The organism is Clostridioides mangenotii TR, from assembly GCF_000498755.1.
Classification (GTDB): Bacteria; Bacillota; Clostridia; order Peptostreptococcales; family Peptostreptococcaceae; genus Metaclostridioides; species Metaclostridioides mangenotii_A.
This window is the reverse complement of record NZ_AXUS01000011.1, coordinates 76,043-102,322: the sequence shown is the minus strand read 5'-3', so window position 1 is coordinate 102,322 and position 26,280 is coordinate 76,043. Positions and strand designations below refer to the sequence as shown.

Genomic DNA, 26,280 nt, shown 5'->3' with positions numbered 1-26,280 from the left:
ATTTATATAAATCATTATATATCCATAATTTACTAGTGTTAGAATTAGTAAATAACAAATATAACAGAAATAATATTCTATTAATTTTAAGGATGAGGTGACTGTATGGATCGAATTATTTTACATTCGGATATGAACAACTTTTACGCTAGTGTAGAGTGCCTAGATAATCCATCCCTCCGAGACAAACCATTAGCAGTTGGAAGCCAAGAAGAATCTCAATAAGACTAGTTTAGTAATTGCGCAATATAATGATAACAACAAATTGATATAAGAAGATAAACAATAAAAAAGAGAACTACATTATATTTTCTGGAAAAACAGAGACTTATAAAATTCTATTGGATGATGTATTGTATATAGAAGTTCAGAAAAATAATACTACTGTCCATGCTACTGATAAGTATTTCGATATAAGAAATTAGTATGAACATTCTAGAAAAAGATTTATATAAATATGAATTTTATAGATGTCACAAGAGTTATTTAGTTAATCTGGATAAGGTTTGTAAGGTAAAGCAGTACGTAATTTTTCCTGTTATTTACCAATATTATAACATGCATAACCCATGGGCTACAATTTCATGATAAAAAGCGTGTATATATTATATATTATATAGTAATAGCCTGGTGCCATAATGTTAATATTGACACTAAACTATTAACTATAGTAAAGTCATGATATACAGAAGTGTCATTATTTGGTGCCATTATAATAGAACAAAAAGGGATGATTTTTATGTTAAAAGACCCAGAAGATAGTAATTGAGTTTAAGAAAAAAATATATCTGTTATATATGGTCCAAATGGAATGAGGTGTAGATTATGAGATGTATGAAACAACAAGAATTGATAGAGATATTGGATAAAAGAGGAGAAAAATCAATTGATCTAAGTATGACTTCTTTTGATAATATGGATTTACAGGGATTTGATTTTCATAATATAGATCTAAGGAAATCAAGTTTTAAGAATTCCAACTTGAGCGGAGCAAATTTTCGTAACTGTAATTTAACAGAGGTAAATATAGAGGGAGCCAATATATTTGGATCGAATTTAGAAGGCGCGTTGCTTGAAGGTATAGTATTTAATGACAACACTAAGTACTATAAAATGTCTTGCCCTGAGGAAGGTGCATTTATTGGATGGAAAAAGTGCTTTAACTTTAGAGTAGTACAGCTATTGATCCCAGCAGATGCGAAGAGATGTTCAGCTACATACAATGCTTGTAGATGCGATAAGGCAAAAGTGTTGTCTATTAAAAGTATAGACTACAAAGAATCATTTGACGAAGCCATATCTTATGCAGATGGCAATTTTAAGTACCGAGTAGGAAAAATGGCTATTCCAAGTGGTTTTAATGATGATCGCTGGAGTGATTCTACGGAAGGGATACACTTTTTTATGACAAGAGAAGAAGCCATAGCTTATTTATAAATTATGTATTTTTGTATATGGAGATGTATAGATAATAACGATATAGATTTTATTGATTATAGTTAATATCTAATTTTCTTTATATTTAGTTAACTTTATCTTAGTATATTATTAGGAAATTATATAAAATTTCTAATAGGAGGATTACAATGAAAATTAAATCAGCAAAGAAATTGCTACTAAGTGTAATACTTATTATAGGAGTATTCTTGTTAGTCGCTTGTAGCAAAGGCGAAACAAAAAAAGATGAGGGGTCAGATGCTTACAAAAATATATCTACGCAAGATCTAAAAACTAATTTAGATGATAAATCTTGGGTTGTGGTAGATACTAGACTAAATGATTCTTACAATGGATGGGTATTAGATGGAGAAGAAAGAGGAGGCCATATTGACGGAGCAGTTGATTTTTCTGCAAACTGGCTTTCAGTTGATAACAAAGATAAAGAGAAAGTCCTAGAGAAGGCTTTAAAAACAAAAGGCATTGAATCAAATAAAAATATAGTATTGTACGATTCTAATGGTAAAGATGCAAATAAAGTAGCGGATTATCTTTCAAAAAAAGGCTATGAGAACATATACACATACGATGTAAAAGAATGGGCAAATGACGATAAATTGCCAATGAAATCATATGAAAATTATGAATTAATAGTGCCTGCAAAAGTTGTAAAAGATGTAGTAGACGGAAAAACTACTGAGACATTTAAAAATTCTAAAAATGTAAAAATAGTAGAAGCTAGTTGGGGTGAAGAAAAAGAAGCGTACTTGAAAGGGCATGTTCCTACAAGTGTTCATATAAATACGGATACAATAGAGCCACCACCAGCATGGATGTTGGCTAATGATAAGGATTTAGAAAAGTTTGCTTTAGATTATGGATTTAAAAAAGATGATTCTGTTATAGTTACAGGTCCGGATACGATGGCTTCATACAGAGTAGCAGTTGTTCTTAGATATATTGGAGTAAATGATGTTAGAGTTCTAAACGGAGGTAATGACGCATGGGTTTCAGCAGGGTATGATTTAGAAACTAAATCTAATAAAAAGACACCAGGAACTGACTTTGGTACTACAATACCTGCGAATCCAGATCTGATTGACACAATACCAGAGCTTAAACAGCATTTGAAAAATCCAGAATATACTTTAGTTGATGACAGAACAAAAGACGAGTTCGAAGGTAAAATTTCTGGTTACAGTTATCATGATAAAAAAGGTCGTATACCTGGGGCTGTTTATGGATATTCAGGGACAAGTTCCACAACTCTAGAAGATTACCGTAATATAGATAATACTATGAGAAATGCAGATGAGATAAAGGCACTCTGGGATAAATCAAAAATTGATACTAACAAAAACCTTATATTTATGTGTGGAAGTGGATGGAGAGCAGCTGAAGTAATGACATATGCAGATGTCATCGGTGTTAAAAACTCTTCTCTATACAGTGATGGATGGATAGGATGGAGTACTGATCCCGCCAATCCAGTTGAAACTGGAGTTCAGAAATAATTATTAGAAAAAACAAAAATGAGAATCTGATAGATATCAGATTCTCATTTTTTCTATTAATTCTGATCTTTTATACATTATTCTAATCTAAGTACTTATATAGAAAATTTTCGACTTTATTCCAGTACATTTCACCAGCTATATTGGAAGATTCACCATGACCTGCACCTTTAACATAGAGTTTCTCTTTAGGCACTTTAGCAGCGTCGTAAACTTCATCAAACATTAAAGAAGGAACAAAAGTATCTCTATCTCCATGTATGAACATCATAGGAGTATTAGATTTAGCAACTTGGTCTAAAGCACTTGCTTCACCTAAAGTGTAACCTGCACGTAGTTTTGTAACTGCCGATGAAAAATTCATAAATGGGAAAGCTGGTAAATTAAATGTTTCTTTAAGCTGGTATGAGAATTCATCCCAGACAGATGTATAGCCACAGTCCTCTACAATAGCTTTTACATTTTTATGTAAATCTTCACCAGAAGCCATCATAACAGTAGCCCCTCCCATCGAGACACCGTATAAGATTATTTCAGCTTCTGGATCTTTCTGTACGATATCATCAATCCAAGAGACTACATCAAGACGGTCATGCCAACCCATACCTATATAATTACCTTCGCTTTTACCCTGTCCCCTAGCATCGGGAAGTAAAACATTAAAGCCCATGCTGTAGAAACGAGATGCAGTCTTTGTCATTAGTGATCCCTGGCCACCATATCCATGGCAAATAATAGCGTATTTATTTGATTGATCTGTATTTTGTATACTATAGGCGTGAAGTTTAAGGTCATCAAATGTTTGAATATACAAATCTTTAAATCCAATATTTTTAAACCATTCTTCACTTTTTGTCTTTTCTATATCACCAGATGAGTCGACATCAGGAGCAATATCTCCTGAATTGTGTGGGGCATTTAGTACTGATGATTTATCAGTAGTTGGATTTAGCGCTAAGTTATAAAACATGTTGCCAACAACAAATCCAGCTATGATTATCAATATCGCGATCACAAAAAGTATAATAAGTATCACTTTTTTATATTTCTTCATATATCCTCCATAATTATTTATTTCTTTTAAAAATATATAACATACTAAAATAGAGAGCTATTTTATAGTATAGTAGAATAATAGAAAATATATGAAAAGATATAAAAATAGGGTGGCCTCAAAGCTAATTTGAAAATTAACTTTGAGACGACCCTATTTAAATATGTACCAGAACTTATTTATATTATCCGACAAACATTTGTGTCCAGTAAATTGCACCATTTCCTTTTTGTGCAACACCAATTCCTATTTTAGAAAAATTAGCATTTAATATGTTTTTTCTATGTCCTTCAGAATTCATCCAAGCATTTACAACTTCTTTAGGGCTTTTTTGTCCCATTGCTATGTTTTCACCAGCTGTTTTATAGCTTATTCCAAACTTTTTCATCATATCGAATGGAGAACCGTAAGTTGGAGAATTATGATCAAAGTAGTTGTTGTCTATCATATCTTGAGATTTTTTTGTAGCTACGCTTGATATTTCTGAATCAAGTGTAAGAGGACTTAAACCTGCTTTACTTCTTTCAACATTTACTAAATCAACAACTTCTTTTTGTTGAGCTGAGAAGTTTCCAGCTTGAGATTCATTATTGTTACCATTGTTTTCTTCAGCTTCATTAGTAGAACCTGATCCATTATTGTTGTTCTCACCTGTTTCACCAGTAGAGCCAGAACCGTTATTATTATTGTTGTTATCAGTCTCATTAGTAGAGCCAGATCCGTTATTATTGTTATCAGTTTCATTAGTAGAACCGTTATTGTCATTGTTATTAGTCTCATTGCTAGAACCAGAGTTATTGTTGCATTTATTATTGTCTGGTTTGTTAGTAGAGCCTGAATTATCGTTGCTTGTATTAAGCTCTGGTTTAGAAGAGCAATTTGGTTTCGCTGCATATTTATACTTAGCATTGCTACAACTTACAGTTTTGCTGTTTAAATTTGTACAGTTTTGTAGAGATAAAGCACTTGCAGGAACAGCACTAGAAGCTGTTGCTATAGTTACTACTCCTAAAGCTAATAATGTCTTTAATTTCGTTGGTATATTCTTTTTCATATAAAACACCTCTTAATTTGAAGATTCTAAAATTGTTACTAAATTGTAACTTTTAGTGTAGGGGTACCCTGTGCATTTATACTAACATATAAAATAGCCATTTTTTACTGTAAAGATATGTAAATAGCAAAAAAATACGCTGAACATTAGCTATATAGTGATATAAAATTTTAAAAAAGTTTGAAAAAAGTTTAAAAAAAGCTTGCCAATAGAAAAATATATGTTTTTTAAAAACTTTTACATGCAAATTCAGCGTCTAATAAATGGGTGTTACAAAATGTACTAAGATTTATGGAAGAGAGGTTAAAAGATGTTTAAAACTCTAAAAAGAAAGAAAGTAGAAGAGTTTATAATAGAAAATCGCGAAAATTTTTATAGAGTAGCGTACAGCTATGTGAGAAATGAGCAAGATGCCCTCGATATTATTCAAGATTCTATATATAAAGCATTAAACTCTGTAGAAAAATTAAAGGAAATTAAATTTATAAAAACGTGGTTTTATAGAATAGTTGTAAACTGTAGCATTGATTATTTGAGAAGAAATAAGAAATATAGTGATTTTTTGTTAAAAGAGCAATTAGAAAAAATCGAAAGTTACGAAGATCATACGAATTTAGATCTAAAAAAGAATCTGGATGACCTTCCAGAAAAATATAGAATTATAATAGTACTCAGATTCTTTGAAGATTTAAAGATAGAAGAGATTGCAAAAATATTGGATGAAAATGTTAATACAGTTAAGACCAGACTGTATCAAGGTTTGAAAAAATTAAGAATAAATATAGAAAGTGAAAGGAGAAGTTAGTATGAGTGATAAGAGGTTAAATAAACTAAAAAATGAGTATATGAGCACTCCAATACCAGAAAACTTATATACTATCATAGAAGATCAAATAAAAAGTAGTAGGGTAAATAGAAAAAAGTCACTAATATTTAAAAAAAGATTTTCCGTAGCATTAGCATCTGTCTTAACAATAGTTATATTAATAAATGTAAGTCCAGTATTTGCAGAAACTATATCAAAAGTACCTGTATTATCACAGCTTGTAAAGCTTGTTATAGTTAAAGAATATAAAATAAAAGAAGGAAATAGTGAAGCAAATATAAAGGTACCAGCAATAGAGGGATTAGATGATAAGGATTTAGAAAAAAGAATAAATAAAAGTTTTATTAGTGAGGGGAAGGCATTGTATGATGATTTATCAAAAGAGATAAACTTAGATCAAAGGGCTTATAAATATGTAAATACAGATTATATTATTAAGAGCGAAACAAAAGATAGATTATCTATAGAAAGAGAAAAATTGGAAATTCAAGCTTCTTCATATACAACAAAAAAACATTATAATATAGATAAAAATAAAAAGATTGTATTAACACTTCCTATGCTATTCAAAAATGATAAGTATATCGAGGTTATAAGTAAAAATATAAAAGATCAGATGAGATCTCAAATGAAAAAAGATAGCAACAAAGTATATTTTATCGATATAAGCGATAATGAAATGGATAGTTTTGACAAGATAGACAAGAATCAAGATTTTTATATAAATGATAAAAATCAGTTAGTGATATCATTTGATGAATATGAAGTAGCGCCAGGATATATGGGAGCTGTCGAATTTGTCATTCCGGAGGCTGTTTTAGGTGGATTATTATAGGAATTTATAATAATAAAGTCTTATATATTTAAAACATGTATAATTTGTTGTATAAGTAAAATTAAATATAAATAATAATTATATTTACATTTAACCTAAAGTGAGATATACTAAAGATCAGTGGGAGCTTGCATCAATTGCAAGTATACGCTAGCCCTTAAAGCCATCTATTTAATAGATGGCTTTTTTATTTTATAAGATAGATGTTTCAATTATTTAAGAGGTATCACAAATAAATTTTTCTTCATCAGTATTATTAATTTAAGTTTATAATAAAAAAATAGCGAACATCATTAGATGCTCACTATAAAAAAACTTTATATCTATATTACATTAAGGTCTACTTCTTATATAGGTAATTATTTAACTGCAGCAACTATAGTTATTTCAACTAATAAGCTTTCTCTAGCCATTCTAGCTTCAACGCAAGCTCTTGCAGGTTCGTTTCCATCTTCTATCCACGCATCCCAAACTGAGTTCATGTCTGCGAAATCTTTCATATCTCTTAAATATATATTAGCTGATAATATATGATTTTTATCAGAACCGTATTTATTTAATAGATCTTCAACTTTCTTTAATACTTCTGTAGTTTGTTCTTTTACATCGCCTTCAGCGTGAGTTTGTCCACATAGGTAAACTGTGTTGTTGTGTACAACAGCTCTACTCATTCTTCCAGTTCCTTCATATCTTTTGATTTCCATATATACAATACCTCCTATTTAATAGCTAATAAAATTATAATACAAAAACACAGATTATTCTAGCATTATAAGTTATATTAAAAATAAACTTAAAATATATAGAACTTTTATTGTAGTTTTTTAAGTTCTATTTATCGCGGTAGATATCATACAGTTTTTTTATAAGATATATAATAACTATTGCTAATATTAATGCCAGCAATACTTCAATTGTAATATATTCTAGCCTAAACAGTTCACTAATAAAGGTTCCACCAGTTATTAATAGACAGTTCCATATAAATATACCTATAGTTGAAAATATAACGAATTTTGCTAAATTCATCCTTGCCACACCAGCGATAAGAGATATGGCTGTTCTCGCTAAAGGGACGAATCTTGTTAATAAAACCGATATTTTACTATATCTTTTCATAAAATTGTTTGAAGCTGAAATTGATTTTTTAGTCTTTGGAAATTTATTTACTACATATTTAACAACTTTTTCTCCAAAATAATAGCCTATCCAATAGTTTAATAATGAACCAATTAGTCCTGCTAAAGTCGATAATAAAATAAGTGAAAATATATCTATATTGTATTCTTTACCTATAAGCCCTACCATGGGTAGTATTACTTCACTTGGAATAGGGAAGTTAGCGTACTCAAGAAATACTAAGATAAATATACTTACTACTCCATAGCTGTTTACAAAGTTCTCTATAATAATATTTAAATCCATAATTACATCTCCTAGATAATATTTCCACACACTATTTATATATTAATGTATATAAAATAATATATTATAGAGAAGTAAAAATCAACTAAATTTTAAATGAATTACCAGCCTCTAACAGCTAATTTTTCTTCTTCTTGAAGAGATGATACTGAAATTCCGCTCATCGCTCCACCAATATCTTTTGATATCTCAGCCAGAAACTTTGAATTATTGTAGTTTATAACAGCCTTGACTATGGCTTCTGCTCTTTTCTGTGGATTGTCAGACTTAAATATACCAGATCCAACGAATACACCGTCACATCCAAGCTGCATCATAAGAGCAGCATCTGCGGGAGTTGCTATTCCACCAGCAGCAAAATTCACGACCGGTAATTTTTTATTTTTATGTACATATCTAATTAATTCATAAGGAGCACCCAATTCTTTTGCAGAATTCATAAGCTCATCTTCTCCAAGTGAGGCTATTTTTTTGATATCTGCAGTCATAGTTTTCATATGTGTTACTGCTTCAACTACATCGCCAGTTCCAGCTTCTCCTTTAGTCCTTATCATTGAAGCTCCTTCGCCAATTCTCCTAAGAGCTTCACCTAGATTTCTAGCACCACAAACAAATGGTACTTTAAAATCATTTTTATTTACATGAAATACTTTATCCGCTGGAGTCAATACTTCACTTTCATCTATAAAATCTATATCTAAGGCTTCAAGAATTTGAGCTTCGACAAAATGACCTATTCTAACTTTTGCCATAACAGGTATACTTACAGCTTCTTGAATTTTTTGTATCATACTTGGATCAGACATTCTAGCGACTCCACCATCTTTTCTTATATCTGAAGGTACTCTTTCAAGTGCCATTACAGCGCAAGCTCCTGCATTTTGAGCAATTAAAGCTTCTTCAACGTTTGTTACATCCATTATTACTCCACCTTTAAACATTTGAGCCACGTTTTTGTCTATTTTATATCTATTACTCATAATTACCTCCAAAAATTAAAATTATAGTAAATGTGATTGCAATCAATTGATTAAATATTAGTATAAAGGTTTTAATTATTCAATAAGATTAGTTGAATTTGGTACTTTATAGACATTGTACCGAAACAATGTGGTGTAAATTTCGATTAGATTTATACTATGAATATTTACTAATAAAAAGTATATATAAATAATTAAATTATTAAGTTTAATAAAATAGTGTTAAGTCTTTAATATAACATGAGTCTTTGTTGTAATAGATAAATTAGTTTAACAATATTAACTGCGGATTAACACTGTTTTTATATAGCTTTAACAAATTTCAAATAAAATAAAATTAAGATAGTATTTAGGAAAGGGGAGTTTATATGTATAAAGCTGATAGTCATGTTCATACACGTTTTTCAAATGATGGAAGAGATCATATCTATAAAATGATAGAAAGAGCGATAGACCTTGGTGTAAAATATTTAACTTTAACAGATCATTTAGAGTACAATAAGGATAAATTTAGCCTGGATTTCAACAACTATATAAATAAAATACTAGAGTGTAAAGAAAAATACAAAAATGAAATTAATTTACTTACAGGAGTTGAAGTTGGATACCAAAGAGTTGTTAAAGATGAAATTGACGTTATTATCAACTCTTATCCATTTGATTTTGTCTTGTGTTCAACACACACAATAGATAATAAACATGTCAGTAGAGATGAGTACTTTGAAAATTTGACTCAATTAGAATCGTATACAAAGTACTATGAGAGCATTGTAAGCACAGTAAGAGAATATAACAACTTTGATATTTATGGGCATTTAGATTATGTAAGAAGATATGGACAATACAGAAAAAGTAAATATGTTTACGACGACTACAAAAATATATTAGATGAAGTATTAAAAGAAATATTGTTAGCGGGAAAAGGTATAGAGATAAACACATCAGGTTACAGGTATAAGGTAGATTCAACACATCCTAGTATTGAAGTTTTGAAAAGATATAAAGAACTTGGAGGGGAGATAATAACAATAGGTTCAGATGCGCATAGATCCGAAGATATATGTCGTGATTTTGATAAGGTTTATGAAATTTTAAATTATATTGGATATAAATATATATGTATATACGAGAATAGAAAGCCTAAATTTTTAAAAATTGGGGAAAAGTTCATTAATGTAGGTGAAGAGACAATTAAACACATAGTATAACGGAATCGTGTAAAAAGCTTCACCCAAAATTTTGATTGATTAAATTCTAATTTACAGAATTTAAAAGATCTTACACATCTAAATTTGTGTAGAGCAGCTCAATAATTATTTAACTTTATTGGATCAAGGTTTAGGGTGTGGTTTTTTATTTTATCGATTGGAAATTATAAAAAGGATTAGACTGGGTTCAGTTTAAGGTAGAATAATAGAGATATTATTATGTTATAATATTATTTACAAAGTTATTATAACATTACTTATACAATTTTTTTGTTGGAGGAATAAAATGAAACAAATGATGCGAGAATTTAAAGAATTTGCACTAAAGGGAAATGTATTAGACCTTGCAGTTGGGGTTGTTATTGGAGGTGCTTTTGGCAAGATAGTATCGTCGCTTGTCGATAATATTATAATGCCGCTGATTGGAGTGTTACTTGGTGGTTTAGACTTCACAAATTTATCAATAATAGTGGGTGATTCTGCTATTAAATATGGAATTTTTATTCAATCTGTAACAGACTTTTTAATTATAGCATTTTCAGTATTTATATTTTTAAAGGTTTCGACTTCACTTATGAAGAAAAAAGAAGTTGTAGAGGTTGTCAAACCAGAGGTAAATCATACAGAAGAGTATTTAAAAGAAATAAGAGATTTATTGAAAGAACAAAACTAATAAATACTACTAAAAAATTATTATGTTGAATTAATGATTTTACTGTGATAAACTTAACCTATAAAAATCATATATGATTTAGACGAATAGCTAGGGGCGCTATGATTGGATAGCTGAGAGATAAAGCCGTAACTTACAAACCCTAAGAACCTGATCAAGATAATGCTTGCGAAGGGAAGCTCATAAGACTTTTATGATACGGATTTTTCTCATACTCTAGGACTATTTATATTGAGTGTTTTTAGATTTATCCAAATTAATTTGAGTGTATAAGTGCTTTCCTGAACAAGGATAAGCACTTTTTTGTTTTTAAATATAAAATTTGGAGGAAATAATATGAATTATACTACACAAATGGATGCAGCAAGAAAAGGAATAGTAACAAAAGAGATGAACGAAGTATCTAAGAAAGAGCAGATGGATGTAAGAGAACTTATGGAGCTTATGGCGAAGGGGCAAATAGTTATACCAGCAAACAAAAACCATAAATCTTTAAGTGCAGAAGGTGTAGGTAAAAATCTGAGAACTAAGATAAATGTAAATCTAGGTATATCTAGAGATTGCAAGGATATTGAGGTAGAGCTTGAAAAAGTTAGAACAGCAATTGATATGAAGGCAGAGGCTATTATGGACCTGAGCAATTACGGTAAGACTAGGGAATTTAGAGAAAAAGTGGTGGATATGTCACCAGCTATGATTGGATCTGTCCCAATGTACGACGCAATTGGATATTTAGATAAAGAACTAAAAGATATTACAGAAGAGGAATTTTTAAATGTCATTGAGCAACATGCTATAGATGGGGTAGATTTTATAACTATACATGCTGGTCTAACTAGAGATGTATGTAAAAAAATTAGAAATAATCAGAGGCTAACTCACATAGTATCGAGAGGTGGATCTTTATTATTTGCATGGATGGAATTGAATGATAAGGAAAATCCAATATACACTAATTTTGATAAAATACTTGATATTTGTGAGAAGTACGATGTAACTCTTAGCTTAGGTGATGCTTGTAGACCTGGATCTATTGCTGACTCTACGGACACAGTACAAGTACAAGAGCTTGTGAATCTAGGTGAGCTTACTAAAAGAGCTTGGGAGAGAAATGTACAAGTTATGATAGAAGGACCGGGGCATATGTCTATAGACGAGATTGAGGCAAATGTAGTTTTAGAGAAAAGATTGTGTCATGAGGCTCCATTCTATGTATTAGGACCTTTAGTAACAGATATCGCCCCTGGATATGATCATATAACTAGTGCGATAGGCGGTGCCGTCGCAAGTGCAAAAGGTGTTGATTTCTTATGCTACGTAACTCCTGCTGAACATCTTAGATTACCTAATCTAGAGGATATGAAAGAAGGAATTATAGCGACAAAGATAGCTGCACATGCTGGTGATATAGCTAAAAATGTAAAAGGTGCCAGAGAGTGGGACGACAAAATGAGTAAAGCAAGGGCGGATTTAGACTGGTCTGAGATGTTTAAATTGGCAATTGATCCCGAAAAGGCAACTAGATACAGAGAAGAATCAAAACCAACTCACGAAGATAGCTGTACAATGTGTGGAAAGATGTGCTCAATGAGAACAGTCAAAAAGATATTGAATGATGAAGAATTTAGCTTAATATAGAGAAAATTATATAGAGAAAACTATGTTGCAAAATTTTAATATATAAATAAAATAATTTTAAGATAGGAGGTGATTTAATGAAGGTTAATGGAAAAGATGCGGAGTTCAAAGAAGGTACAACTATTCTAGACATATTGGAAAGCTATAAATTGGATAAAAACAGAGTAGTTGTCGAGTTAAACTGTAATATTTTAGAAGAAGAGCTTTATAGCTATATCGTGGACGAAAAAGATTTCGTAGAAATAATCAGTTTTGTTGGGGGCGGATAAAATGGATATTTACATAAATGAAAACTTAAAGACAGTTGACGACGGTATAACTGCATATGGAGTAAGAGATATTTTCAATAAAAACAGTGATGTGTTAGTGATAAATGGGTTTCCAATAAAAGAAGATACGAGACTAAGAGATAATGACAGGGTTACTCTTATCCAGAGAGGTGTAGTTCCATCTGATGAGGAGCTTGAAAGTTTGATGGTTGCAAGACACACACCTAATGTACACAGGAAGCTGAAGCAGAGTAAAGTCGTTATACTTGGATTGGGAGGTCTGGGGTCTAATATAGCTATCTCTCTTGCTAGAGTAGGAGTTGGAGAATTAGTATTAGTAGATTACGATGTAGTTGAACCGTCAAATTTGAATAGACAACAGTATTTTATTGGCGATATCGGTCAGAACAAAACAACAGCAATGAAGGAAAATATTAATAAAATAAATCCTTTTATAGGAATTGAAACGTTAAATATATTTGTGGATAAAGAATTTCTTGATACAAAGAGAAGAAGTGGATTTTTCGACGATGTAGATATAATAATTGAAGCTTTTGACGATCCCAAGTGTAAAGCTGAAATATGCAACTATGCACTTATACAAATAAGTGAAAAATACCTTATTGCATCCTCTGGAATGGCAGGATATTATGATTCTAATATAATAACGTCAAAAAAGATAAGGGATAGGTTTTATATATGCGGAGATTTTGTAAATGAAGCTAAATTTGGTGAAGGGCTTATGGCTCCAAGGGTATCTATATGTGCAAATCACATGGCTAATTTAGCTGTACAAATTATAGTTGAAGAAATATACAAATAATTTTTATAGGAGGAAATGCAATGGATAAATTAGTTTTAGGCGGTTATGAGTTTAGCAGTAGACTTTTAGTTGGAACTGGTAAGTATGGATCAAACGAAATAATTCCGGAAGTTATAGAAGCGAGTGGCAGTGAAATTATAACAATGGCTTTAAGAAGAGTTGATCTAGATAATAAAAAAGAAAATATACTTACATACGTACCAAAAGATATAAAAATACTTCCTAATACATCTGGGGCAACTAATGCCAATGAGGCGGTCAGAATAGCTAGAATATCACGAAAAATGGGTTGCGGAGATTTTATAAAAATAGAGGTTATATCGGATACTAGATACCTGCTTCCAGATAATGAAGAGACTATAAAAGCTACGAGGATTCTAGCTGATGAAGGCTTCGTAGTATTACCTTATATGTCACCTGATTTATACGCAGGAAGACATTTGATAGAAGCAGGGGCAGCTGCTGTTATGCCACTTGGAGCTCCAATCGGTTCAAATAGAGGTCTTCAAATGAAGGAAATGATAAAAATCATGATTTCAGAATTGGATATTCCAATAATAGTCGACGCGGGAATTGGAAAACCCTCTCAAGCTATGGAAGCTATGGAGATGGGAGCGGATGCAGTTTTAGTTAACACCGCAATCGCATCTGCCAGCGATCCAGTTAAGATGGCTAAGGCATTTAAATATGCTGTGGAGGGTGGAAGAAATGCGTATATTGCAAAAACAGGAGCTGTATCGGATCTTGCCAGCGCGTCATCGCCGTTAACTGGATTTTTATCTGAAGCATAGAAGTAATAATTTCTAACTGTATGAATATTAGGAAGGATGAACAGAATGAGTTTTTATAAAGTTATTGACCAGTACAGAGATTTCGATTTTAGCGACTACTTTGATAAGGTCTCAGATTCGGATATACTTAGAAGTTTGGATAAAGATAAGTTAGATCACCTTGATTTACTAAATTTACTATCACCAAGAGCTAGAAAATATTTGGAAGCTATGGCACAGAAGGCTAATAAGTTAGCTATGCAGTATATGGGTAAAACAGTATGTTTGTACACTCCTATGTATATAGCGAATTATTGCATTAATGAGTGTGTATACTGTGGATACAATATAAAAAGCGGTATAAAGAGAAAAAAACTGAATATGGAAGAGATCGAAATAGAAGGGAAATCTATTTCGCATGAAGGATTTAAGCATATTTTAATTTTGACCGGTGAAAGCGAATACCATTCAAGTATAGAGTATATTGGTGATGCGGTAGCTCTTTTATCTAAAAAGTTTCCTTCGATAGGTATAGAGGTATATCCGATGGAAGTAGAGGGGTATAAGCATCTTGTTTATAAGGGTGCAGATAGCTTAACTGTTTATCAAGAAACATATGACGAAGATGTGTACAGAGAAGTACATATAAATGGTCCTAAGTCTGATTTTAAGTTTAGACTCGATGCACCTGAAAGAGGAGCTATAGCTGGAATGAGGAGTCTATCTGTTGGAGCGCTTTTGGGGTTAAGTGAATTTAGAAAAGACGCGTTTTTAACGATACTTCATGGTGAATATTTAAAGACTATCTATCCTCATATAGAGTTGGCGTATTCAGCACCGAGAATAAAGCCGTTTAAGGGTTCTTTCGAAGGTATAGTAGAAGTTAGTGATGCAGATTTATATCAAGTCATGACGTGTATGAGATTATTTGATCCACACTCAGCCCTTAATGTATCAACAAGAGAAAATTTAGAGTTTAGGAAACATCTTATGCCTTTAGGAGTAGCAAGACTAAGTGCTAGCGTTACTACTGATGTTGGAGGTCATTCACAGGATGAGCACGATACAGCTCAATTTGAAATTGAAGAAGATTGTTCAATAAGAGATGTCGATAATATGTTGAAATCTATAGGTTACCAATATGTATTTAAAGATTGGGAGAGATTTTGATGTATTTTATAACAAATAGACATCTTTGCAGTAGGGAAAGGTATTTTGAGGTTATAAAAGAAGCTGTAAATTTTGGAGTAGAAAATATTATTATAAGAGAAAAAGATTTATCTGATAAAGACTTAGAGAATCTATGTTTAGAAATAAGAGATATCGTTGATAAATTATTCTTCGAACGAATAGAAGTGAAGACTAACTTTATAATAAACAGCAATACAAAATTATATCTAAAGTTAGATTTCGATGGAATGCACCTGCCGTTTAGGCTATTCTTGGATCTAATAGAAAAAGAGTACTATTTTAAACGCAGTAAAATATTGGGACTATCTCTTCATAGTGTTGATGAAGTTATAAAATTAAATGATATTGTAGATAAGACAGGAATTAAAGTGGATTATATAACGCTATCTCATATATACGAAACAAATTGCAAAATAGGTCTAGAAGCAAAGGGATTAAATCTGTTAAAAAACTCAAGAAAGCTTACAGATATCAAAATAGTAGCTTTGGGGGGAATTATACCTACTAATGTATCGGAAGTATTAAGATACAGTGACGATTTTGCAGTAATGTCTACATTTATGGAATCTAAAAATATTAGAAAAACTATTTCTGATTATACTGTATGTAATTGGTGATTGACCAATCAAAACACATTGAACATTAATATAAGCGATATTTAAATTGAATAATCTTAGTATATATTTAAATATCAGTCTATTAAATTTGTAGTAGAGAAATCAATGATTTAATGTGTTTTGAGTCAACCACAATATTTAACTAAGTGATAACATTTGATCTAAAGCCTTTAATGCTGGAACTTTAATTTTATCTTCTACGATAATTTGATTTTTCACATCGTTATTTATTATATTATCTATTGCCCATGCTAAGTGGGGAAGTTCAATTCTATTCATAGTAGCACATGGACATGAAATAGGATTGAGAGAATATACATTTTTATCAGAGTATTTCTCGATCATACGCCCAACTAAGTTGTTGTCTGTTCCGATTGCCCAGCTAGTTCCAGGGGCTGCATTTTCTACAGCATTTAATATATTGTTCGTTGAGCCATGGGAATCTGAAAGTTTGACCACATCATGTGAACACTCAGAGTGAACAATAATATTTATATCAGGATGATTTTCTCTCATATTTTTAACATGATCAGGAGTAAATTGTTGATGAACTGCACAGAAGCCATCCCATAGTATTACTTTACATTTTTCTATATTGCCATCATATTGTAGTTCTTGAGATATAAAATCCCAAGTAGCCATATCATCTAGAGCAATACCTAAACTATTGGCGACATTACGGCCTAAATGTTGATCTGGCATGAAGAAAACTCTTTTACCTTGACTTAATGCCCATGTAATAATATTTTCAGCATTGCCTGATGTTACAGTAGCGCCACCATGATCTCCTACAAAAGCTTTCACTGCAGCAGTTGAATTAATATATGTTAAAGGTAGAATATCACCAAAGATTTCAGTTAATTTAGTCCATGCTAATTCTAGATCAGATTCATCTACCATGTCTGCCATCGTACATCCTGCATCTAAATCCGGAAGAATAACTTTTTGAAAGTCTTCAGTCAACATATCTGCTGTCTCAGCCATAAAATGAACGCCACAGAAAACAATATACTCAGCTTTTTTATTTTTAGCAGCGGATTGAGCTAACTGAAGTGAGTCTCCGGTTTCATCTGCAAATTTTACTACTTCATCCTTTTGATAATGGTGAGATAACAATAATAAACGATCTCCTAAAGTTTCTTTAGCTTTTAATATTCTCTGTTCTAGCTCTTCTTTTGAAGCTTCAAAATAATATGTTGGTAAGGTATTTTCTGTTGATAGTTTTATGGTCTCCATATCTTATCTCCTTTTATATGATTAAAACTAATGTCTAACGCTTTGATTGAATGGGTTAAAAATCCAAGCGATATATAATCAGCATTAGTTCCCTTATATGAATTTATATTTTGAAGATTAATTCCACCAGATATTTCGGTAGTTATATGTGCTGGGACATATTTAGCAAATTCTTTTACCTCTTCTGGAGATCTATTGTCAAACATGATTACATCTACTGCTGAATCAACTGCTTGTTTAACTTGATCTAATCTTTCTACTTCAACTTCAATTTTCACCATATGCCCAATTTTATCTCTGACCTTTTCTACCGCTTGTTGAATTCCACCTGCATAAGCAATATGATTGTCCTTTAACATAACACCATCATAAAGTCCAACTCTGTGGTTATATCCGCCACCCATTCGTACTGAGTATTTATCAAACATCCTAAGACCAGGTGCCGTTTTACGTGTATCACATATCCTAATATTTGGATCGTCTAAAGTTTTAACTGCTTGAGCAGTAACAGTCGAAATACCGCTCATTCGCTGCATTAAATTTAATATAACACGTTCACCAGTCAATAGAGATTGAATTGAACCAGATGCTACACCTATAGTTTCACCTGATTTGACAGTTTCACCATCAAACTTATGGGGTGTAAAGGAAGCTTGTCCTCCTAGGATTTCATAAACAATATTCGGAATATCGATTCCACTTACAATACCATCTTGCTTTGCAATAAAAATACCATCATCTTTATCGTTTTTATCAAAAATTGAGTTGGTAGATAAATCACCACTGCCAATGTCTTCTAATAAGAATTCATTAATTTTTTCTTTTGCTAAAAGTAAATTCATTGTTGTTTAATTTCCTTTCGTAATGTAGTGAGCACCTATACTTTCTTTTCTCTTGAGTGCGGCTTTAGCAATAAGCTGTGCGATTAAACAAAGGTTTTGGCATTCGAAATTTTCTTTGTTTAAATGTTTATTACTTAGTGGAGATAAAAAGTCGTAATTGGATAACCAATCTAAAAAATTGGATATATTTTCTTCAGAGCGAGTAATACCTATACTTTCCCAAGATCTTTGTTGTAGCTCAATTATATTGGGCAAATTAACACTTTTTTCAGTAGAAGCGCCATTTCTACAATTATATGCTTCACTTGAATTGATTTTCTGGACACAATAAGGATTAATTGAATCAATATCATTAATTCTATCCAGGATTGTTTTTGATGTAGCTTCTGCAAAAACAATAGCCTCCAATAGTGAATTACTTGCTAGGCGATTTGCACCATGTACTCCTGTACATGCAGTTTCTCCGATAGCAAATAAATTTTTTACTGAGGTTTCTCCATTTAAATCGGTTTTGATTCCACCCATAAAGAAATGAGCTCCAGGATGAATAGGTATCCGCTTTGTTTTTTCAAATGGAATATTATGTTTCTTTAGATTCTCAGTAATAGCAGGGAACCTTTCTTTAAAATCAGGTACACCAGAGATATCTAAGAAAACCTTTTCACCACTATGGATTTCCGATGATATTTCTCTACTGACCACATCTCTAGGCGCTAGATCCTCAAAGTCATGTTTTCCTTTCATGACTTTGCTGCCATCTTCTCTTATAAGTGTAGCACCTTCGCCACGAACAGCTTCAGATATTAGGCCGTAACAACTATGATCAATTGAAAGTAGTGTTGGATGAAACTGGACAAACTCCATATCTTTCAATTCACATCCAGCACGATATGCCATAGCTATTCCATCGCCAGTTATTGTTTCGGAATTAGTGGTAAGAGGGTACATTTGACCAATACCGCCAGTAGCTAAAATCACGTAATCAGAATAAAGTAGTTCAATTTCATTTTTGGAGTTGAGTAATTTAACGCCAAAACAAGTATTGTCTTTAGATAATATCTCTATGACTGTTGTGTTTTCTCTTATATCCACATTCCGCAAGTTACAATGCAAAAAAGATGTCATTTTATTACCTGTTTTATCACCGCAAATATGAAGTATACGAGGTCTTTTGTGAGCTCCCTCAAGTCCGTATGAAAAAGCACCATCTGAACATTTATCAAAATCCATACCTGAATTTATAAGATTTTGTAGTACTTTGGGGCCTTTTGTTACTAGTTGCTTAAGGGCTTGGGTATCGTTGTAAAAACAACCTGCAGATAAAGAGTCTTCATAATGATCTTTCGAAGAATCATTTTCATCTAAAGCTACGGCTATACCACCTTGAGCCAACATGGAATTTGAATCGGTTATCGCTTTTTTTGTTAAAATAGTAACGATAAAATTGCGTTGAAGTAGGTTTGCAGCCATAGATCCTGAAATACCGCTACCGATTATTAACACTTTTTTCTTTTGCAAATTTTTTCACCACCCAAATATTTAATTGACATACTTAAAAATAAATTTGCATCTTAAGTATATATTTTACACAAAATAGTACAAAAAACAAGGGAATTTAAACAATTTAAGCTTCAAAATATTGTCTATTTTTTATCAATAAATGAGTTGTGTATTTAGCGTTTTGAATAAGGATTATATTAAGATTGCAAAAGTAAGTAGATAACTATGTTTTAAAAGATTTCGCAGTCCTATAGATAAAAAAATAACAATAATAAAGGGTTATTTATATTGAAGCATTATTAAGTATTGCAAAAAATTTCAAAGTTATTGACCGCTTTAAAATTTTGTGATATATTATTATGACTTAAAGATTTCTAGGGTTCCGTTTGCTTTGCAAAGCTGGTCCGAGAGAAATCGCAAACGATAGTTTGTACACGGAAGGATAAAAGCCTGGGAGTTATTTTCTATTCTCCAGGCTTTTTTATTTTGCAAATTTTGAGAGGGGGCATTAATATGAAGATAAACCCGTGGGGAAAAATTATTATAGGTGCAGTATTTGAAATTGTATGGGTTATAGGTTTAAAATACTCTGGGAGCCTACTAGAGTATTTATTAACCAGTATAGCTATTTTCGGAAGTTTCTATTTTCTGATTAATGCTTCTAAAGAGCTTCCAGTAGGTACAGCTTACTCTGTTTTTGTGGGGTTAGGTACATTTGGAAGTACATTATCAGAAATTATTTTATTTGGTCAGCCAGTAGTTCCTTTAAAGCTGCTGTTCACAGTGACACTACTTATGGGTGTTATAGGTCTAAAAGTTGAAGAAGATATGCGTGGAAGAAAGGAGATTGAAGAATAATGTATTGGTTTGCACTCGTTACATCTGGACTATTCGAAATGCTTGGTGTTACAATGATGGGAAAATTAAAAGAAGATAGAAGCAAAAAAAATATTTTTCTTCTTATTCTATTCTTTACTGCGAGTTTTTCGCTTTTGAGTTATGTTATGAATTACCTTCCTATGGCTACTGCATATGCAATATGGACCGGTATAGGTTCTTTTGGTGGTGCTTTAGTAGGAATTATATTTTTTAAAGAATCGAAATCGTTTTTAAGAATATTATTTATATGCGTCATACTACTTAGCGTGATTGCTCTAAAATTAATATCTTAGGGAGATCTATATAAGGATAGAAATCATTTCAAAATCAATTTCTATCAAATTTTGGGTTCTTTATGAACCCAAATTTGAATACTGCTAGATTAATGTATTATCCGTTTGTATATCTACAACTCTATATGCAATCAACCAAATTGCGATCACTTTTACTGGGAACATTGCTACGTTTTGAACTATCTTATTAGGTAATAAGGCTAAGTATCCTTTGCCAGTTATCATATATAACCAGTATGTTCCAAGTAGTAAACTTATAAAAATATTTATAATTGCTACAGCACAACAAACTCTCCATAATTTTTTAGGTTTTTTATGCAAAAAAATTCCATAAATTGCTCCTGATAGAAATGCGGATAGTGTGAATCCCGGAAAATACGGAGCTGTTCCGAATAATACTGCGCCTAAAATATCGCTAATTGCTGATCCAATTCCAGTATATAGAGGACCGAACATAATGCCAGCAATTGCAATGGGTAAAAATGAGAATCCTATCCTAACAATTGGTGTATTGATGGATAAAAAACGCGATAATACAATCTGTAACGCGATTAAAATTCCCATAATAACCATTCTCTTAACTTTACTTCTTTTCATAGACAAATTCTCCTTTTAAATAAATTATAAAGACAAAAAAAGCCAAACACATTCTAGCTTTTGCCCAGACGGTCGGCTAATAATTGCTATACTTCATGTGGTCAATTCCACTTCCGTCAGTTGTATAACTATTAATAAAATAGCAATTTAATATATATTTGTCAAGTTTATGTTATATTCAAATTTAATGTGCTGGATGTATAAAAAGAGACATATAGAATTAAATTTAAATAACCTCTTTATTTTTTTAAAATAGAAAGCTTATTGGGTTATTCTATTGTTTCATTAAAATGATTTTATTAATTATGTATATATGTTGTAATATACACTGTATTAAGTGATAATAATAATGTGGTATATATAGGGAGGGCTAAATATGAAATTAGGAATTGTCGGTCCAGAAGACTCAGGTGTGATAATAAAAGAATGCCTTAGTAATTTAGATTTGGGATTAGAGATAAATTTATATATAAGAGAAAAAGTACATCAAGCTATTGAAGTTATGGAAATATGTGATAAAGAATGTGATGCGTTTATTTTTACTGGCTGTGGTGTATATGAGGCAATTAGCGCAAAGTATGAATTAAAGAAGCCACACACATTTGTTTCAAGGGGTGGGACAAGCATTACAAAAGCTTTGTGGGAAGTCAATAAAAATAATATTAAATACGATAAGTTTAGTTTAGATGTTGTGGAAAAAGAGGAGTTGGTGGACACTCTAACGGAATTCAACATCGATATTGAGAGAGTTTATTCAAAGCCATTTTCAAGTGAAACACATGAGGATGAGTACGTTAAGTGGCATATTGATTTATATAAAAATAATAAAATAGATTTAATGTTAACAGGCTTTGGTGGAGTATATAATGAATTAAAGAAATTAGGTTACCCAGTATATAGACTTCAAGCAACGGTTCCAGCAATTAAAGCTAGCTATGAAAAGATTAATAGCAGATATAAGTTGAATAAAGCTAAAAATTCTCAAATAGCAGTTGAAGTGCTGAGGCTTATCGAATATGGTGAAGAAAAAGAAAAGTACTATTCTGATATGATTAAGATGGCAGAGATAGATAAAAAGGTAATAGAGTATGTAAAAGAGTTGCAAGGAGCGATATTCAAATTTGGACGTGATGAATATGTCGTGTTTGCACATAAAGGTGCTGCAGAGAATATAGATAACTACAATATGTTATGGGATTTGAAAAATAGTATTAAATCTATGGGATTTGTTTTGTGTACTGGAATAGGTATTGGGTTTACGGCGTACCAAGCGGAGACTAATGCGTATAAATCTGCAAAACGCAGTGAAAACTCTAATAATAAGGATATATTTTTAATAGATGAAAAAGAAAATTTGAAAGGGCCGTTAAAATCCAAAAAACAATTAGATTATTCTATAGCCTCTACTGATAAGAATGTTATTGAAATTTCGGAAAAAACAGGTCTAAGTTGTGAATCTGTATCAAAGATCATATCAATAAATAAAATTAGACAGAGTAAGGTTTACGATGCTAAAGAATTTGCCGATTATCTAGATATAAGTGAAAGAAGCGCTAGACGTATATTAAATAAAATAGTATCTGCTAATTTTGGAAAGATATATGCAAAAGAGAGTAGCAATGGAGTGGGAAGACCAAGGCACTTGATCGAAATAATATTTTAATAATTTACTGTATTACAAAGAGGATGCTTAAAGATGATTAAATATCACCACCGCATCCTCTTTTTAGATTATTATATAAATGTAATTTAGACTTTTTTATATGTTGTATATTTTATAATGTTTTATCGTATTGTGATAAAAATTCTAAGTACTCTTCTTTTGACATAGCAGGAGTAAAGTCTGCTAATATTTCATTGGCTTTTTTCGCATCGTCAAATAGTAGATCGACAACAGTTAATGCCATTGCTTTTGCAGGAACTATATATGCTAGTTCCTCATCGATGATCTCATAATCTCTAGTGTGTAGAGCCCCTTTAACACCTGCTACCATTGGATGTAGAGTAGGCATCAAGTGAGATATATCGCCGAAGTCAAACGATCCTGTAAAGTCTCCGCCATCAATGATTTTATCGCCTTGAACACCGCATTCGATTAGATTGTTTCTAAAAAGATCATCGAATTCATGGTATCTTATTATTGGTAAATATCCAGGAATTTCAGTTATTTTAACATCGGCACCGACAGCATATCCACCAGCTTTTAAAGCTCTGTTTACTTTCTCACTTGCATCTTTCATTCCTTCTATAGTTCTGGCTCTTACATATGATTCCATATGTACATCAGCAGGTACTACATTTACGATATCTCCACCTTTAGTTATAATTGGATGGAATCTAACTCTTTCTTTTTCTTGGAAAGTTTCTCTAAGTGCATTAACGTTGTTTATAGCAAGCATCGCTGCATTAAGAGCATTTATTCCCTCATGTGGAGCTGAACCAGCATGTGATTCTTTTCCTATAAATTGAACCTTTTTACCTACAAATCCATTACTTTCAGGTCCAACTAACGCTAGATCTCCGTTTAAATCAGATGAGTGGAACATCATAGACATATCTATATCATCAAAATGTCCTCTTTTAACAAGTTCTTGTTTTCCACCAAAATAAGTTATTTCACCATTATCTTTAAGTTGTTGTCTGTATTCTAGTTCAATGAATTCTTCAGCAGGAGTAGCCATAAAAGTGATTTTACCGCCTAAAGAGTCGAGTACGCCACTTTTAATAAGGCCGACTGCGGCACCAAGCATACCCGCTATTTGGTTGTTATGTCCGCAAGTATGAGATGCTCCTATTTCATTGGCATCTTTATGATCTTTACATGAGATACCATCTAATTCACCTAGAATTGATATATGTGGACCAGATTTATCGCTGTTTACAGTCGCCTTACAACCAGTTACAGCAATATTTTTTTCTACATCTAAGTTTAATTCTTCTTCTAAAAATTTAGATACAGAATCAGTAGTTTTAAATTCTTTATATCCAAACTCAGGATTTTCGTAGATACCATGACTAATTTCAGTTATTTTATCTTTATTCTCATCGATGGTATTGATAATTAATGATTTTATTTGTTCTTTATTCATAATACGTTTCCTCCAAAATATTAAGTTATATTCTTCCTTGAAGTTTTAATACTACATGTGCTATAGTTGCACAGGCGAAGAAAATTGTTGTAAATACCAACATCGAAATTACAATAATTTTCCATGACATTTCTTTAAGCTGTTCTATTTTATTTCCAACTGATATACCAGCAAAAGCAAGTAGTGGAGTAGTTATTGCCATGAAGTTGACATTGTCTGTATTTTCTAGAAAAACCTTTGCAGTAGGGCTGTACGGCATACTAAGTAATAGACCTAGTATAGTAGCGAATCCAAATGCAGGGAATATCGATTTAGGAAATAGGTCTTTTAAAATCATAGCGGCCATAGCAGCAGCGATAACCATAATCATACCAGGTAGGGCTTTCATTACAGGAGTACCTAAGCTTATTCTTTGTCCAAGAAGTATAATCGCTCCTACACATGTCATTACAAGTAGTTGAAACGAGCTCCTTTTAAAATCTATTTTTCCAAACATTGTTATTCACCCTCCTCGACATTTTTTTTCTTTCTTCCTAAAACTGGTTCTAATTTATCGTATAGAAAGTTAGTAAGTGGTAGAGATACAAATACTAAAAATATTATTCCTGTAATGCTGGACATCATATTACTTGTTGCTGCATATGAAAGTATAGTTTGTTCCATACCTTTTGGAACCATTGCAGAAAGTGATGCAGAAGCAGCTGTCATCATACTACCACTACCAACACCGCATGCCATACCTAAAGCATAGGGATGAAGTCCACTGTATATTGATACTGATCCTAAAAAGCTGAAATATATAGTTCCCAAAACCGTACCCATAAGATATGTACCAAGTACACCGCTTCCCTCAGGTGAATTTATTCCGTATTTTTCAGAAATAACGCCAAGTGATGGTTCACGGCTAATACTTGCTGTAGCTCCGACAGCTTCTCTTTTCATACCAAACAATAGAGCTAGTGGAAGTGCGACAATTGGGGCAAGTATATGCCCAAATTCTTGAGCTATAAATGCTGGACCAGCTTGAACAATATTTTGTATATTTGGTCCAACTGTAGTTCCGTATTTTATACCTAGCATAACTAGGGCAATCCCAACGACTTCCCCAGCGATATTGATTTCTTTTTCATTAATAAATTTTTTTAACACAGGTATTTTTTTACCTAATAGATCTGGTGTTATTATAAGTCCAATTATAACTGCATACAACATTGGGAATAACGCCATAGTAAACGAACCTATACCTACATTTCTTTGACCTATAAATTCGCAAATGATAACGATTACTGCGCATGTTAAAAACGCATTGATAAAGTACTTTTTGCTATTTTCCATATTCTCCTCCAAACTTTTTATTAATTTTAGGAAATGATCATTCCTCTAGAATACGATTTCCTACATATTAAGGACATAACCTAAATATGTCCTTAATATGAGAATAAGTTAAAAAATACTAATTGTCAATATTGTTTTATTAAGATGTGAGTAATTTATTCTTTTTAGGGTATGAATAATAAGTTAAAACTTTTA

29 protein-coding genes and 3 riboswitches are annotated in these 26,280 nt (G+C 31.7%); of the genes, 17 read left to right on the top strand and 12 right to left on the bottom strand.

Annotation, left to right across the window (positions count from 1 at the left end; genetic code table 11):
* The first annotated feature begins 105 nt into the window (after positions 1-105).
* The 4 genes from T473_RS19405 (at position 106) to T473_RS0107360 (ending at position 2,951) form a co-directional block, all read left to right on the top strand.
* Positions 106-225, top strand: a complete 120-nt coding sequence (locus tag T473_RS19405) for a Y-family DNA polymerase (protein ID WP_077173586.1) — start codon at positions 106-108, stop codon at positions 223-225.
* Between the two features lie 201 nt (positions 226-426).
* Complete coding sequence (locus tag T473_RS20090) at positions 427-588, top strand: LytTR family transcriptional regulator DNA-binding domain-containing protein (protein ID WP_077173585.1); 162 nt, start codon at positions 427-429, stop codon at positions 586-588.
* A gap of 237 nt (positions 589-825) precedes the next feature.
* Complete coding sequence (locus tag T473_RS0107365) at positions 826-1,437, top strand: pentapeptide repeat-containing protein (RefSeq protein WP_029791604.1); 612 nt, start codon at positions 826-828, stop codon at positions 1,435-1,437.
* Between the two features lie 149 nt (positions 1,438-1,586).
* Complete coding sequence (locus T473_RS0107360; protein WP_024621323.1) at positions 1,587-2,951, top strand: sulfurtransferase; 1,365 nt, start codon at positions 1,587-1,589, stop codon at positions 2,949-2,951.
* 82 nt (positions 2,952-3,033) lie between these two features.
* Here T473_RS0107360 and T473_RS0107355 read toward each other — a convergent pair whose 3' ends face one another.
* A complete protein-coding gene (locus T473_RS0107355; protein ID WP_024621322.1) occupies positions 3,034-4,005 on the bottom strand; it encodes an alpha/beta hydrolase in 972 nt (323 codons plus the stop codon).
* Between the two features lie 184 nt (positions 4,006-4,189).
* Positions 4,190-5,059 carry a CAP domain-containing protein gene (locus tag T473_RS0107350; RefSeq protein WP_024621321.1) on the bottom strand — a complete coding sequence of 290 codons (870 nt, stop codon included), beginning with the start codon at positions 5,057-5,059 and terminating at the stop codon, positions 4,190-4,192.
* 310 nt (positions 5,060-5,369) lie between these two features.
* Here T473_RS0107350 and T473_RS0107345 point away from each other — a divergent pair, with 310 nt between their 5' ends.
* Positions 5,370-5,864: an RNA polymerase sigma factor gene (locus T473_RS0107345; protein ID WP_024621320.1), complete on the top strand. Its 495-nt coding sequence runs from the start codon at positions 5,370-5,372 to the stop codon at positions 5,862-5,864.
* A 1-nt stretch (position 5,865) separates the two neighbouring features.
* The gene (rsiV, locus tag T473_RS0107340; protein WP_024621319.1) at positions 5,866-6,720 is read left to right on the top strand and encodes an anti-sigma-V factor RsiV; all 855 of its coding nucleotides are present in this window, start codon (positions 5,866-5,868) and stop codon (positions 6,718-6,720) included.
* 359 nt (positions 6,721-7,079) lie between these two features.
* Here the strand turns inward: rsiV and T473_RS0107335 are convergent, their stop codons facing one another.
* From T473_RS0107335 to pdxS, 3 genes are all read right to left on the bottom strand, one after another.
* Entirely contained in the window at positions 7,080-7,424 is a 345-nt protein-coding gene (locus T473_RS0107335; protein ID WP_024621318.1) for a RidA family protein, read from the bottom strand.
* A 127-nt stretch (positions 7,425-7,551) separates the two neighbouring features.
* The gene (locus tag T473_RS0107330) at positions 7,552-8,145 is read right to left on the bottom strand and encodes a DedA family protein (protein ID WP_024621317.1); all 594 of its coding nucleotides are present in this window, start codon (positions 8,143-8,145) and stop codon (positions 7,552-7,554) included.
* 101 nt (positions 8,146-8,246) lie between these two features.
* On the bottom strand, positions 8,247-9,125 hold the full coding sequence (gene pdxS, locus T473_RS0107325) for a pyridoxal 5'-phosphate synthase lyase subunit PdxS (protein WP_024621316.1): 879 nt from the start codon (positions 9,123-9,125) through the stop codon (positions 8,247-8,249).
* Positions 9,126-9,493: 368 nt separating this feature from the next.
* Here pdxS and T473_RS0107320 point away from each other — a divergent pair, with 368 nt between their 5' ends.
* The 8 genes from T473_RS0107320 (at position 9,494) to T473_RS0107285 (ending at position 16,314) form a co-directional block, all read left to right on the top strand.
* On the top strand, positions 9,494-10,333 hold the full coding sequence (locus T473_RS0107320; RefSeq protein WP_024621315.1) for a histidinol-phosphatase HisJ family protein: 840 nt from the start codon (positions 9,494-9,496) through the stop codon (positions 10,331-10,333).
* A 286-nt stretch (positions 10,334-10,619) separates the two neighbouring features.
* Positions 10,620-11,006: a large conductance mechanosensitive channel protein MscL gene (gene mscL / locus T473_RS0107315; RefSeq protein WP_024621314.1), complete on the top strand. Its 387-nt coding sequence runs from the start codon at positions 10,620-10,622 to the stop codon at positions 11,004-11,006.
* A gap of 82 nt (positions 11,007-11,088) precedes the next feature.
* Positions 11,089-11,200: riboswitch (TPP riboswitch) on the top strand.
* A gap of 142 nt (positions 11,201-11,342) precedes the next feature.
* A complete protein-coding gene (thiC, locus tag T473_RS0107310) occupies positions 11,343-12,644 on the top strand; it encodes a phosphomethylpyrimidine synthase ThiC (protein WP_024621313.1) in 1,302 nt (433 codons plus the stop codon).
* A gap of 77 nt (positions 12,645-12,721) precedes the next feature.
* On the top strand, positions 12,722-12,913 hold the full coding sequence (thiS, locus tag T473_RS0107305; RefSeq protein WP_024621312.1) for a sulfur carrier protein ThiS: 192 nt from the start codon (positions 12,722-12,724) through the stop codon (positions 12,911-12,913).
* A gap of 1 nt (position 12,914) precedes the next feature.
* On the top strand, positions 12,915-13,736 hold the full coding sequence (thiF, locus tag T473_RS0107300; protein ID WP_024621311.1) for a sulfur carrier protein ThiS adenylyltransferase ThiF: 822 nt from the start codon (positions 12,915-12,917) through the stop codon (positions 13,734-13,736).
* A gap of 20 nt (positions 13,737-13,756) precedes the next feature.
* Positions 13,757-14,527 carry a thiazole synthase gene (locus T473_RS0107295; protein WP_024621310.1) on the top strand — a complete coding sequence of 257 codons (771 nt, stop codon included), beginning with the start codon at positions 13,757-13,759 and terminating at the stop codon, positions 14,525-14,527.
* Positions 14,528-14,572: 45 nt separating this feature from the next.
* Positions 14,573-15,676 (top strand): 2-iminoacetate synthase ThiH, encoded by a 1,104-nt coding sequence (gene thiH, locus T473_RS0107290; RefSeq protein WP_024621309.1) that lies wholly within the window; start codon positions 14,573-14,575, stop codon positions 15,674-15,676.
* Complete coding sequence (locus T473_RS0107285; RefSeq protein ID WP_024621308.1) at positions 15,676-16,314, top strand: thiamine phosphate synthase; 639 nt, start codon at positions 15,676-15,678, stop codon at positions 16,312-16,314. The genes thiH and T473_RS0107285 overlap by 1 nt, the downstream gene beginning before the upstream one ends.
* 138 nt (positions 16,315-16,452) lie before the next feature.
* On the opposite strand, the gene nadA is transcribed toward T473_RS0107285, so the two are convergent.
* From nadA to nadB, 3 genes are read right to left on the bottom strand one after another with little or no spacing between them, the layout of a single operon-like run.
* On the bottom strand, positions 16,453-17,550 hold the full coding sequence (gene nadA, locus T473_RS0107280) for a quinolinate synthase NadA (protein WP_024621307.1): 1,098 nt from the start codon (positions 17,548-17,550) through the stop codon (positions 16,453-16,455).
* Positions 17,538-18,392 (bottom strand): carboxylating nicotinate-nucleotide diphosphorylase, encoded by an 855-nt coding sequence (gene nadC, locus T473_RS0107275; protein WP_024621306.1) that lies wholly within the window; start codon positions 18,390-18,392, stop codon positions 17,538-17,540. Before nadC ends, nadA begins: the two co-directional genes overlap by 13 nt.
* Positions 18,393-18,398: 6 nt before the next feature.
* Positions 18,399-19,910: an L-aspartate oxidase gene (gene nadB, locus T473_RS0107270; RefSeq protein WP_024621305.1), complete on the bottom strand. Its 1,512-nt coding sequence runs from the start codon at positions 19,908-19,910 to the stop codon at positions 18,399-18,401.
* Positions 19,911-20,255: 345 nt separating this feature from the next.
* A riboswitch (guanidine-I (ykkC/yxkD leader) is annotated at positions 20,256-20,351 on the top strand.
* Between the two features lie 54 nt (positions 20,352-20,405).
* Here nadB and T473_RS0107265 point away from each other — a divergent pair.
* Positions 20,406-20,750: a DMT family transporter gene (locus tag T473_RS0107265; protein WP_024621304.1), complete on the top strand. Its 345-nt coding sequence runs from the start codon at positions 20,406-20,408 to the stop codon at positions 20,748-20,750.
* Positions 20,750-21,064, top strand: coding sequence for a DMT family transporter (locus T473_RS0107260; RefSeq protein WP_024621303.1), 315 nt, complete (start codon positions 20,750-20,752; stop codon positions 21,062-21,064). Before T473_RS0107265 ends, T473_RS0107260 begins: the two co-directional genes overlap by 1 nt.
* A gap of 84 nt (positions 21,065-21,148) precedes the next feature.
* Here the strand turns inward: T473_RS0107260 and T473_RS0107255 are convergent, their stop codons facing one another.
* Positions 21,149-21,661: a folate family ECF transporter S component gene (locus tag T473_RS0107255; RefSeq protein WP_024621302.1), complete on the bottom strand. Its 513-nt coding sequence runs from the start codon at positions 21,659-21,661 to the stop codon at positions 21,149-21,151.
* A 55-nt stretch (positions 21,662-21,716) separates the two neighbouring features.
* Positions 21,717-21,795: riboswitch (ZMP/ZTP riboswitch) on the bottom strand.
* A 242-nt stretch (positions 21,796-22,037) separates the two neighbouring features.
* Here T473_RS0107255 and T473_RS0107250 point away from each other — a divergent pair.
* Positions 22,038-23,324 carry a hypothetical protein gene (locus T473_RS0107250; protein WP_024621301.1) on the top strand — a complete coding sequence of 429 codons (1,287 nt, stop codon included), beginning with the start codon at positions 22,038-22,040 and terminating at the stop codon, positions 23,322-23,324.
* Between the two features lie 112 nt (positions 23,325-23,436).
* Here the strand turns inward: T473_RS0107250 and T473_RS0107245 are convergent, their stop codons facing one another.
* Genes T473_RS0107245 through T473_RS0107235 form a run of 3 tightly spaced genes read right to left on the bottom strand, consistent with a single transcriptional unit; the run spans position 23,437 to position 26,085 of the window.
* Positions 23,437-24,750: an amidohydrolase gene (locus T473_RS0107245; RefSeq protein WP_024621300.1), complete on the bottom strand. Its 1,314-nt coding sequence runs from the start codon at positions 24,748-24,750 to the stop codon at positions 23,437-23,439.
* 25 nt (positions 24,751-24,775) lie between these two features.
* Entirely contained in the window at positions 24,776-25,246 is a 471-nt protein-coding gene (locus T473_RS0107240; RefSeq protein ID WP_024621299.1) for a hypothetical protein, read from the bottom strand.
* A gap of 2 nt (positions 25,247-25,248) precedes the next feature.
* Positions 25,249-26,085: a DUF3100 domain-containing protein gene (locus T473_RS0107235; RefSeq protein ID WP_029791601.1), complete on the bottom strand. Its 837-nt coding sequence runs from the start codon at positions 26,083-26,085 to the stop codon at positions 25,249-25,251.
* Positions 26,086-26,280 lie beyond the last annotated feature (195 nt).